General features: G+C 61.0%; 9 protein-coding genes, 2 tRNA genes, 1 rRNA gene and 1 pseudogene. 6 read left to right on the plus strand and 7 right to left on the minus strand.

Annotated features, from left to right (window positions below):
• A partial coding sequence (locus E1B25_RS22425; protein WP_206338610.1) for a hypothetical protein occupies nt 1-334 on the plus strand: 334 nt, incomplete at its 5' end.
• 350 nt (nt 335-684) lie between these two features.
• On the opposite strand, the gene E1B25_RS21410 is transcribed toward E1B25_RS22425, so the two are convergent.
• Nucleotides 685-758: transfer RNA gene (locus tag E1B25_RS21410), tRNA-Gly, on the minus strand.
• A 275-nt stretch (nt 759-1,033) separates the two neighbouring features.
• Between E1B25_RS21410 and E1B25_RS21415 the strand changes: the two genes are divergently transcribed.
• Complete coding sequence (locus tag E1B25_RS21415; RefSeq protein ID WP_132831610.1) at nt 1,034-2,341, plus strand: lytic murein transglycosylase; 1,308 nt, start codon at nt 1,034-1,036, stop codon at nt 2,339-2,341.
• Between the two features lie 43 nt (nt 2,342-2,384).
• Here E1B25_RS21415 and E1B25_RS21420 read toward each other — a convergent pair whose 3' ends face one another.
• Genes E1B25_RS21420 through E1B25_RS21430 form a run of 3 tightly spaced genes read right to left on the minus strand, consistent with a single transcriptional unit; the run spans nt 2,385 to nt 6,126 of the window.
• Nucleotides 2,385-4,064: a Na/Pi cotransporter family protein gene (locus E1B25_RS21420; protein ID WP_132831611.1), complete on the minus strand. Its 1,680-nt coding sequence runs from the start codon at nt 4,062-4,064 to the stop codon at nt 2,385-2,387.
• A complete protein-coding gene (locus E1B25_RS21425; RefSeq protein ID WP_132831612.1) occupies nt 4,061-4,549 on the minus strand; it encodes a universal stress protein in 489 nt (162 codons plus the stop codon). Before E1B25_RS21425 ends, E1B25_RS21420 begins: the two co-directional genes overlap by 4 nt.
• Nucleotides 4,546-6,126 carry an inorganic phosphate transporter gene (locus E1B25_RS21430; RefSeq protein ID WP_132831613.1) on the minus strand — a complete coding sequence of 527 codons (1,581 nt, stop codon included), beginning with the start codon at nt 6,124-6,126 and terminating at the stop codon, nt 4,546-4,548. The genes E1B25_RS21425 and E1B25_RS21430 overlap by 4 nt, the downstream gene beginning before the upstream one ends.
• A 419-nt stretch (nt 6,127-6,545) precedes the next feature.
• On the opposite strand from E1B25_RS21430, the gene rpsU reads away from it, so the two are divergent.
• Both rpsU and E1B25_RS21445 read left to right on the plus strand, forming a co-directional pair.
• Nucleotides 6,546-6,746: a 30S ribosomal protein S21 gene (gene rpsU / locus E1B25_RS21435; RefSeq protein WP_132831614.1), complete on the plus strand. Its 201-nt coding sequence runs from the start codon at nt 6,546-6,548 to the stop codon at nt 6,744-6,746.
• Nucleotides 6,747-7,859: 1,113 nt separating this feature from the next.
• Nucleotides 7,860-8,181: pseudogene (locus E1B25_RS21445) on the plus strand (hypothetical protein); the annotation flags it as partial.
• A gap of 21 nt (nt 8,182-8,202) precedes the next feature.
• On the opposite strand, the gene E1B25_RS21450 reads toward E1B25_RS21445, so the two are convergent.
• Complete coding sequence (locus tag E1B25_RS21450) at nt 8,203-8,451, minus strand: hypothetical protein (RefSeq protein ID WP_132831615.1); 249 nt, start codon at nt 8,449-8,451, stop codon at nt 8,203-8,205.
• Between the two features lie 281 nt (nt 8,452-8,732).
• Here E1B25_RS21450 and E1B25_RS21455 point away from each other — a divergent pair.
• Nucleotides 8,733-8,822 (plus strand) — tRNA-Ser (locus E1B25_RS21455).
• A gap of 338 nt (nt 8,823-9,160) precedes the next feature.
• On the opposite strand, the gene E1B25_RS22880 is transcribed toward E1B25_RS21455, so the two are convergent.
• Nucleotides 9,161-9,562: a type II toxin-antitoxin system PemK/MazF family toxin gene (locus E1B25_RS22880; RefSeq protein ID WP_132831616.1), complete on the minus strand. Its 402-nt coding sequence runs from the start codon at nt 9,560-9,562 to the stop codon at nt 9,161-9,163.
• A 628-nt stretch (nt 9,563-10,190) separates the two neighbouring features.
• On the opposite strand from E1B25_RS22880, the gene E1B25_RS21465 reads away from it, so the two are divergent.
• A complete protein-coding gene (locus tag E1B25_RS21465) occupies nt 10,191-10,808 on the plus strand; it encodes a hypothetical protein (RefSeq protein ID WP_132831617.1) in 618 nt (205 codons plus the stop codon).
• 308 nt (nt 10,809-11,116) lie between these two features.
• On the opposite strand, the gene rrf is transcribed toward E1B25_RS21465, so the two are convergent.
• Nucleotides 11,117-11,196 (minus strand): 5S ribosomal RNA (rrf, locus tag E1B25_RS21470); the annotation flags it as partial.

An 11,196-nucleotide genomic window follows, 5' to 3' on the forward strand; every position in this document is an offset into this window, starting at 1 on the left:
GCTCCTTGATCATCCCGATAATCTGCGCCTCGGTGAAACGGCTTTTTCGCATTCGTCTGCTCCTTCAAGGTTGGGCAGACTCTACATCATGGTGAGGGATTTCGCGGGGGGCAGGTCAAACGATTTCAACAGCATCACCGGGGCGCGCAGTATTCCTTTCGAAAAAGGTCCGGACCCAAGACCGATCACGGAAGATTTTTTTGAGCCGTCGATGTCGGTGGTAACCGTTCCCGAGCCAGTCCAGTTGATCGTCAAGGTGCATGGGGCAGCACTGGCCCTGTTGCCGCCGCCGATGACCCCTGATGGGAAGGCGCCGATGAATTCGCGCAGGTAGAAGTGGTTGTTGTTGAGATTGCCCTGGGTGAGCACGCTGCGCCCAATGACACCGTATGTAGGCCTGTGAACCGTCAGTACCTTCTCGGCCTTCTGTGTTGAGGATCGCGCCCAGCGGTTCATCCCCGCGTGTGCGGGGAACGCGCAAGGGCGTTGATGATGTAACCGCCCTCCGACGGCATTGATGTGCCAAGGTCACTGAAGCAAGGCCACTTGGTTAAGGCCGAGGATCTAAAAAGCAGGATGGGCCCCATCAGCGCCTAAAGAAAACCAAGTGGAGGGCCGAATGGGGGGCTGATTTGAGCAGTCCCAATAATTTTTGTTAAATATCAAGGCTGTTAGGGGCAATCGTGGAGCGGGTAGACGGAATCGAACCGACATAGCCTGCTTGGAAGGCAGGGGCTTTACCATTAAGCTATACCCGCATAGCTTGGCCGTATCTATTTTACGCGACCGGGTGGGTCAAGCGGGATGTCGGCATTCCGCCTCAAGAAATCACGGGGCGATCTGTCGGCATGACGGTCGACAGGACTGTCTGACGTGAGCGCCAGATCGGCATCCGATGGAAAGCCACGTCCCGTCTCCGGGCCCTGACCCGGTGAACACGCCCAGCTTTGGGGTGGACGCTTTGGGTTGGACGGGGGCGGCTTTGGCAGTAGGCTTCTTCGCTCATCTCGCCATAGGGAAATTCATTGCCGTCATGTCGCCAATTGATCCCCATCGCGCCGCGCGCGCCCTGAACGCCCGACCAGCGCGGGGGCCGGGAACGATCCTCGCCACCCTCGCGGTCTGGCTGTTGCTCGCCCTGTTCACCCTGCCCGCCCTCGCCCAGAACCGCACCACGACAGAGCGCCAGTTTCGCGGCTGGCTGGAGCAAACCGTGTGGGTGCGGGCCAAGGCGCAAGGGGTTTCGCGCGCCACCTTCGACGCGGCGTTCGCGGGGGTGCGCCTGAACTGGGACTTGCCGGACCTCATCCCCCCCGGCACCAAGCCCGTCACGCCAAAACGGCAACGTCAGGCCGAATTCGGCGCACCGGGTCGCTATTTCAACCGTGGCTCGATCGATGGCGCAACCCGGGTCGGGCGGCAGATGGCCAAACGCCACGCCGCGACGCTGGCGCGAATCGAGAACCAGACCGGCGTGCCCGGGCGCATCATCCTTGGGATCTGGGGGCGCGAGAGCGGCTATGGACAAGTGGCGATTCCGCATGATGCCTTTGAGGTTCTGGGCACCAAGGGGTTCATGAGCACGCGGGCCGACTATTTCACCGATGAGCTGATCGCAGCGCTGAGGATTGCACAGGCGGGGCATGTCGACCCGCGCAACATGAAAAGCAGCTGGGCCGGGGCCTTGGGGCAGCCGCAATTCATGCCGACGAGCTTCCTGCGCTTTGCCACCGATGGCGATGGCGACGGGCGCGCGGATATCTGGCGATCCGAGGCCGATACCATCGCTTCGATCGGGGCCTACCTGCAGCGCCACGGCTGGGCGGCGGGCCGCGACTGGGGCTTTGAGGTGGTGGTGCCGGCCTCGGTCTCCTGCGCGCTGGAGGGGCCGGATCAGGGCCGGACCATCGCGGCATGGGAAAAGCTGGGGATCACGCGCGTCTCGGGGCGCCCGTTCCCGGCGCAGGAGCGGCGCGGCAAGGGGTCTTTGCTGATGCCGGCGGGGCGGCACGGACCGGCCTTTATCGTGACGCCCAATTTCTATGTACTGAAAGACTATAACATGAGCGATCTCTACGCGCTTTTTGTCGGCCATGTGGGCGACCGCATCCAGTTTGGAACCAACGATTTCACCGGGCGTTGGGGCAATGTGGGCGGGCTTTTGCGATCTGACATCGCCGCCATGCAGCGCGGGCTGGAACGCCGGGGCCACGATGTCGGCGGCGCCGATGGGCTGCCGGGGTTCAAGACCCGCCGCTCAATCGGGCGCTGGCAGGAAAAGACCGGGCAAAAGGCGACCTGTTTTCCCGACTCCGGCATGAAGGCGGCATTGGCGCGCTGAAGGGATCAAGCGGGGGGCTGTGCGGAAAAGTCGACCCACCGTTTCAGGCCGCAGGCTCTACCTCGGCGGGCTCCTCCTCGGCAGGCTCCACCTCGGCGCGCTCCAGCTGACTGCGGGCGATCCGACGTGCGGTCTTGAAAATGCCGTCCAGAAGCTCAACCAGCTCCACCTCGCGGACATAGCGATTGATGGCCCCATCGGCGCTCTTCAGGCGATCGAACCGGGTCCGACTTATATAGCGCGACATCTCCACCACCTCTTGCTTCATGTCCCGCACGGTCTGGGCCAGCTCCATGTCTTCGGTGGTCACCGATCGGACCGCACCGTCCAGCGCCCGTACGATCTGGGCGTGATAGTCGGCGATCCGCTTGGCGGTATATGGGCTGATGCCCGCGTGCTCCTGCATCCGTTTGCGGGTCGAGGTGACGATGTCCTCGGTGACGACATCGGCAATATGCTCCAGATCGTTGGACACGGTGACAAGCTGCATCAGATCGCGGGACTGCTCGTCAGACAGGCGCGACCTCGACACCTCGCCCAGATAGGCAAGGATGGCGCGGTGCAAATCGTCCACCGGCTTGTCCATCGCGCTGAGCGCCTCAAGCTCCGCCTCTGATCCCGAAAGGCTGACGTGCAGGGATTTGTTCAGCATGTCGGTCACATGCGCCCCAAGCCGTCCAATTTCCCGGCGCGTGTTCTCCAAGGCGAAAGTCGGCGTCGAGATCAGGGTGGCGTCGAGATATTTCGGCGTGAGAACTGCTTCTGTCGCAAGCGGCCGGTCCGGCACCAGCCATTCGACAAAACGGGCGATCTGCGTCGTGAACCCGATGAACAGGAACGTGTTGGCGACGTTGAAGATCGTATGGGCGTTCGCGACTTGGCGCGGGACGTCGCCCTCTGGCGAGATGCCGCGCGCCAAGGCTGCCATCTGATCGATGAACAAAATCCAGACAAGAACGCCCGACACGTTGAACAGGACATGCACGACAGCGGCGCGCACCGCCTCGCGCGGCTTGCCGATCACGGCAAGGCCAGCGGTGGCGCAGGTCCCGATGTTGGCGCCCATTGCCACGGCGATGGCCGACTCAAGCGTCATGATCCCCTGCCCGGCCAGCACGATCACGATGCCGGTTGTCGCCGCCGAGGACTGGATGATCGCCGTGAACGCCATCCCGGTCAGCACAGCCAGCACCGGATTGCCCAGCGTGGCGATGAAATTGATGAACGTCGGCTCGCTTCGCAGCGGGACCATCGCCTCGCTCATCAGACCCATACCGTAGAACACCAGCCCGATTCCCAGCAGCATCCGGCCGTAGTCCTGCCGGTTTCGGCTGCCGGGCAGGAATGAGATCAGAAACCCCAGCGCGACCATCGGCAACGCGAAGCGCGTCACGTTGAAGGCCAGAATCTGCGCCGTCATCGTGCTGCCGATATTGGCGCCCATGATGACACTGACGCTTTGCGACATCGACATCAGCCCGGCCGAGATGAACCCGACAAGGATCACCGTCGTGACCGAAGACGAGTTAACCAGTCCCGTCACCACGGCCCCCATGCCCGCCCCCAAAAAGCGGTTGTTCGTCACCTTGCCGAGCAGATCCTTAAGCCGGTCCCCCGCCGCGCGCTTGAGCCCGTTTGTCAGCAGGTCCATTCCGAACAGGAACAGCGCAAGCCCGCCGAACAGACCGGTGAGCAGCGCGTATTTGTCGAGATCTCCGGTCATTGCGTGGCATCATCCTGCGTGGCGTCGTCTCGCGGCGCCTTGACGATCGTCACCGGGGAGACGGCGATCTGCGCCACGCGCTCGGCGACCGATCCTAGCATGACATGCGGCAGGCCGGTGCGTCCGCGACTGCCGACCACCACCAGACCGGCTCCGATCTCATCCGCGACCTCGCAGATCCGGCCCGACGGCAGCCCGACCACGATCATTGTTTCGGCGCGCGCAAGGCCGTCGGCCTCCGGGTGGCGCGCGCGCACAGCGTCCAGAAACTCGGTGAACATCTCCCGTGCGACCTCTTCCATCGGCTGCAACCACCCCGCGTCGGGCTTGCGGTAGAACCCGGGGCTTGACGCCGGATCATGCACCACATGCAGCACGACCAACCGGGCGCTGTCCCGGTTCGCCTGCGCGGCGGCCCAAAGCAGCGCCGCCTCGGAATCGATCGAGAAGTCGACCGCGCAAAGGACCGGCGACGGCGTTGTCATGGCAGAAGCGCCCCCCGGATCATGAAGAAGATCATTGCCGACAGCATCGCAGCCGCCGGCACCGTGATCAACCAGGCCGCCGCGATCCGAAGCAGCAGCGTGCGCTTGACCAGTTCGATCCTCTGGATTTTTTGCAGACCCTTGCGTTCATTCCGATCCAGCGCCCCTGCCGTCCCACCTGATTTGAGCTTGCGCAGCATGTCGCCCTTGTCCTGCACGCTCGCCACTTCGAACCGCTCGAGAAACGACTCGACCGTCTCGCCGTCGCTTTCGACGTCGCGATGATGTTCGCGGATGTCCTCGATCATGCGGGAATAGCTGGTCTTGAGATATTCGCGCAGGAAGCCGACGCCGAAAACGCCCCCCACCGCGATATGCGTCGAACTTACCGGCAACCCAAGCTGTGACGCAAGGATCACGGTGATCGCCGCCGCCAAGGCCACGCAGAACGCCCGCGCCTTGTCGAGTTCGGTGATCTCCGATCCGACCGTCCGGATCAACTTGGGTCCATAAAGCGCAAGCCCGAGCGCGATGCCTGCGGCCCCCACCAGCATGACCCACAGGGGAATCGGCGCCTTGCCCGCGATGTCGCCATGCAAGACCGCCTCGCTGATGCCTGCCAGTGGGCCGACGGCGTTGGCCACGTCATTCGCCCCATGCGCAAAGCTTAGCAGCGCCGCGGCAAAGATCAACGGAACGGTGAAGAGCGTGTTGACCCCCTCCTTGTCGTTCGGCAGGCCGGGCGCGACGCGCGCAACGTATTTGCGCATCAACGCCCAGATGATTGCCGCCGCGATCAGGCCAACGACGCTGGCCGTCATGAAACCGACCGGGAAGATCTTCTTGAGCCCCTTGAGCATCAGATAGGTTGTGAAGGCCCATGCCATCACACCGATCAGGATTGGGGCCATCCGTTGCGCGGCCGCAAGAAGATCCGACTGATAGGTGATGGTCCGCTTGATGAGATAGAGAAACGATGCAGCGATAACGCCGCCCAGAACCGGCGAAATAACCCAAGAGGCTGCGATTTTTCCAACCACTCCCCAGTCCGCGATGCCCCAGCCGCCAGCGGCAACGCCTGCCCCCAGAACGCCCCCGACGATCGAATGCGTCGTCGAGACCGGCGCGCCGATGGCCGTGGCAAAATTCAACCACAGAGCGGCGGCAAGCAGCCCGGCCATCATCAGCCAGATGAACGTTTCCGTATCGTCGATCATCGCCGGATCAATGATGCCGCTCTTGATCGTGCCGACGACGTCGCCGCCCGCGACCAGAGCGCCCGACGCCTCGAACACGGCCGCGATGAGGATTGCACCCGTGAGGGTGATGGCGTGCGACCCGACGGCCGGGCCAACATTGTTGGCCACGTCGTTCGCGCCGATATTGAGCGCCATGTAGCCGCCGATCATCGCGGCCATCACCAGCAGCGTCCCGCTCGGCCCGTCAGGCCCGCGCACCATCGCAAAGAGCATGATCAAGACGATGAACAGGACCGCAGTGCCAAGCCTGAAAAGCTCGCCGCGATTCACCAGAAGGCCCTCCTCGACCTTCCGTACGTTCCATGCGTTTCCGCTCATTCCGCCCCCCTCCCTACTGATGCTCACGACCGTCGGCGACCGTCGACATCATGACAAGTTCATATCAGTTATGTGAAGATTTATGCATCAAGCGCGATAGAACGTGTTGATCTGGCGCAAAGCGAGGTGATTCAGAAAATCTGAACCGCTGCGAGGGTTGGATGTTCCGCGCAACAGCGGCAGGATTGCTGCGCGCAGGCAGATAATCGTGACAAGACCCCCGCGCCGGGGCACAAGATTCCCCTTACCTGCTGCGCAAACCGCCGATCCCCCCGCCTAAAGGGCGGATACTGTGGGCGTCAAAACACCCCTTCTGCCCAACTTGCAACTGGTATACTGTACAAACTAGGACAGGACTGTTACTCGGCCAACAGCTGAAAATCGGTTCGACTTAAAACGAGAGAGGTGGTGTCAACCACATGCAGGTCAGTGTTCGCGACAACAATGTCGATCAAGCCCTCCGGGTACTTAAGAAAAAACTCCAGAAGGAAGGCGTTTTTCGTGAAATGAAGCTCAAGCAACATTTCGAAAAACCCTCCGAGAAAAAGGCGCGTCAAAAAGCGGAAGCGATCCGCCGCGCCCGTAAGCTCGCACGCAAGAAATTGGAACGCGAAGGGTGAAGTCATTCACGCCTTGATGCGAAAAACCGGAACTCCCGTCGCCCGAGGGCCGCGGGGGTTTTAGCCATCTAAAGACGTCTTTGCAGGTGGATAGCCCAAGATTTCATGGGCCGCCGACGGAAAATGATACAGAAAATGCAGGCACAATGCCCCACGCCTGCAATGCGGATGCCCGCAATACGAAAGCGACATCGCAGCGACAACCGATGACGAAAACAGCCGCTCTAAGCCGTTCGCGTTGCCCCCCCCCACAAGACCCAGACACGCGCGCCAGAGGCATTGAACCCGACGGCATTTACGCGCTTGCGGCCCGGGGCGAAGACAGCGTCTTTACCCATTCCGGGTTCGGACATTCTTTTGACAAACCGGCCCAACCAGACCACGAGATCCTCGGTGGGAAACGCAGTTGTATCAAGTTCGACCGCAAGACCCTGACCGAGTTTGGCACTGTCGAAGATGCCGAAGTGTGATTCGGACCCAAGCATTTCCCCTGATTTCCCGCACAACCTGACCATCTGGGGAAGTCACACCGCAAGCGGGAGGGGCGCAACAATGCCCATGCCCCCCCCCCCTCCAAATCTGTGGACCTGTCACGGTTTGATGCCGCTCCTTTGAGAGCATTTACTGCATGTATGGATGCCTCCGTTGATGCAAGTAGCTATTTGAACGGCTTGAGCGTGTGATCGGGTGCGGTCATGTATCAGGCCTCTCGTTGCGGCGCTGATAGAGCCGCGGGCCGGTATGGCGAAGCGCGGGTCAGAAGCATATCAACAAACCGAGCTCGTTGGCTCCAGCACAAATACTGCTTTCTCTGACCTGGATCTGATCGATCCTTTGCCCTTACTGTTCAATGACCTCCTTACACCCCCGACGTGCCGGGACGAATTGGCAAGCGCGGTACGCTTAGACCATTTCCGCCACCGGGTTCCGGTCGTCCTCTTGTTTCGTCATCATAGCCCAGAGGCCACGTGCCATCTTGTTCGCCAGCGCGATCGCGGCGACCATGCGCGGCTTGCGGGTCAGCAGGCGTTTCAGCCAGCCATTATTCGGGGTACCAAACCGCTCGACCGCCTGAAGAACAGCCATCGCACCCGAGACCGGAAGCGTGCGGATATCCGCAAAAACGGTCGGCCGTGGAAAGAGGACTGCCCGGCGGCAATCACCCGAAACGAAACCCTTCGCGCAATCCGGCACTATGGCAGGGCGCTCTGGAAGCGATGGACCGGATACCATGTCCGAAGCCGGATCGAGGCGAAAATGCGCTGCCTCAAGGCCTTCGGCGAGCGCATCGCCGCAAGAGACCCGGACCCCCTCTCGGGTATTGCTGCGCAATACCCTGCCGGGCAGTGGACAGACCGCCGAAATCCACATCCGCATCGCCCTCATCAACCGCTTCAATGCGCTCGGTACCGCTGAGATCGTCCGCGTGGCATGACGCCGACGGGGAAAGGGGCCATCATGCCTCAGGCATGAGTTGCGCAACAACGCCCGTCATATGCGGCAACTTGAGCTCCGCCCACAGGCGTGGCGCCGGAGCAGCGAGGCCTTCGGCGGCCCAGATGGCAAACCATGGATACCGCCCAGCTGTGCGGCGCAGACCGAGCCGGTTTGTCAACTCCCGGGTGGCGCGCAGGGAGGGCATGCGCCAGTAGATGCGCAACTCATCCAATGTCGCGGCGCCCGGTGTCTGTCGTTCGGTGATCATGCTGCACCTCCTTTCCGGACAGAAAGTCGGTGCGTTCGCTTGGGGCCGGAAATCATCCTCGCCGCAGAACCGCGATGGCGTGCTGTTTTCGGCCCCGGATCGGCCCGGCGCGCTCCAAGGCGCTTTTGCCGCGAGGGGAGTTGACCAAATATTGCCCAAAATCTGTTCCGCCCGGTGCCGCCCGGTGCCGTTCGGGTGGTTTTTGACGCGTTGGATGCTGGGGGCAGTTTGTTGAATTTTGCCCTTGTAAACCTTGGGCTTGCCCGGCTATACGCGTCGGCGGAGATGTGGCCGAGTGGTCGAAGGCGCTCCCCTGCTAAGGGAGTAGGCCCGGAAGGGTCTCGTGGGTTCGAATCCCATCGTCTCCGCCACCTACCATTGAAATCATTAGATAATTTGGCATTTTTGCGGATATACCCGCCAAAATGCCCGCCAACTATTTTGCGCTTGGCGGCTTCTCAATTTGGGCCGAGGAAAGGTCTAAGACGCCTGTCAGAAAGAGGGGCTGTCAAAGGTGTTGGGTCTGGAAAGAAGCTATAGAATCGGGTGAAGCAGTTCCCCAAACGTAGCAAGGCCCCGCCGAGGCGGGGCCAGATGTCGTTGCGAGCAGTTTGCAATCACCATTCCACAGAGGCCACCGAAGGTGGACTTAAATGCCGGAGCTACCGGCGACGCTTGTTATCTAAGGTACGAGCGAAGAGAAATCAAATCACAATCCGACACCAGCTTTGACACATTCCTTGACCCTCTCAAAGACATCTGGATCCAAGACACGCACATCGTACACTCGCTGACCTCCTTGCTTGCCTTCAGAAAGTAGCCTCAGACGATGAAGCGCCACCGTCAGAACAATGTCGCCCTTCAGCCACGCGGTAGGGGAGCCGTATGGGTACGGAAGTGGGGGGTCGAAGGCTATTTCGATGTGGTGCGGCAAGACTGGTCTTGGTGGGGTCGTGCTTAGTGGAACAACGGTACAAAGTTGCTGCCGCCCCTTGATTGGTGGCGACAGCACCACGGCGGGTCTGCGTTTGACCATCTCTGGTGGACGGAAGCCTTGGCTCAAATCAACCCGATCGATGGTTCCTGGAACAGGGTGGCTTACAACTGTCATGCGATATGGGTAGCCCCAAACTCGCCTTTGGTGAAGTGGTTTTGTTGAATGTTCAGCCGCCAATTCCTGAATTGGGGATCCACCACAATGCCGGGGCAGTCGGTTTGGCCGTTCGAGAGGCTTGAAGACCGAAGGCCCCCCCCCGGCTGTTTCTGTCGCTTATCAAGAGACAGGTCGGGCGTCGGTTTCCAGCGGTTACAGTTCAGAGGAAAGCTTTCGGGCTTCGCGGCGCAACGCATTCACCATCTTACGCAGGGCCACCGTTTCGCCGCTGCGCCCGCCGTGCCGCCAGTTCGGATTCGCTGGCCCCGGTCGAGCGCCCCCGCGTGCGCCGTGCATCCGGCATACAGCCCAACCGCCAACGGCAGGATTGCGGCAAGGTTGCCCGGTGCGCTTGGATTTCGCCTTGCATCGGGGTGCCGCGTTCGCCGCGTGCAAGGAGCCGTTGTGAATTATTTTCATGGTCCTTCCTTTCCTTTCTTGCCTGTTGGGGGTCATCCGTCACCCGTTCTCTGACCTGTTTCTCTAACCTTTTAAGTTGACCCTTCCGTTAACTTTCTCCTTTTGGGTGTTAACAAACAATAAAAAATACGAGGGATAGAGGAAATACCATGCGAAGCCACAAAATATGCCGATCAATCGCGACGCTCTGCTGTCTGGCCGTTGTCTCCGGTTGGCCGCGCGGTTCGACATCGGTCGGTTCCGCAACGCGCCGCCGGACCTCGTCGAGGCCGTGGAAGCCACTGACCCGGCGGGTGTTCCGACCAAGGCGGAGGGCGTTCCCGCCGAAGGCAATCCAGAGACAGGCATCAACACGCACCAAGAGACCGACAGCATCCTAGACGGCGATGTCGAACCTGCCGACGGCACCGGCGAGGCGGACAGCGACGAAGCGCCTGTCGAGCCGGAAGGGCATGGTGTCACCGACGACATGCCCAGCCCTTCGGATCCGATCCCGACTCCGGGTGGCGCACCGCCCGATCCCGCCGCGATCCGCGCCGAGGCGATCACCCATGCCCGCGCTGTCGTCGATCTCTGCCGCCTTGCAGGCCAGCCGCAGATGGCCGGGCGCTTCCTCGAACAGGACGCCAGCCTCGACGACATCCGCATGGCCCTTCTGGCGGCGAAAGCCGAGGCCGAACCGGTCCGGTTTCGAGCCGACTCTCGGTCGGTTTCGATTTTAGGTTTGATAGATGGATCGGCGATGATCCCCACAAAGGAGGGCGGTCGAATTCCCGGCCTGTAAGATATCAACACCCGAAAGCGTGAGAAACTCAGTCGTAGTCTCCATAGAGAAACTTACGTCCTGCTTTCCCACGCCCTTGAGTCTCAAATTACGCCGAACTCGGGAAGGTGGGCTTTAGACACCGCATACGGCGTTTCAGGTCGAGCGGGACTTCGTGCGGGCTCTGGATGCTTTCACGAAAGCCATCGGTCGGCAGGCGAAACCAATGTGGAACACTGTTCGAGACGCTCTGAAACTTTGTGAGTGCTGACTTTGGGAAATCTTTGATATTGATACCGTCAGAGAGAAATCATGGGAGTCCTTATTAGGTTTGGCGGTGACCTACTCTCCCACGTCTTAAGACGCAGTACCATTGGCGCGACAGCGCTTAACTTCCGGGTTCGGGATG

This window comes from Antarcticimicrobium sediminis (genome assembly GCF_004348975.1).
Classification (GTDB): domain Bacteria; phylum Pseudomonadota; class Alphaproteobacteria; order Rhodobacterales; family Rhodobacteraceae; genus Antarcticimicrobium; species Antarcticimicrobium sediminis.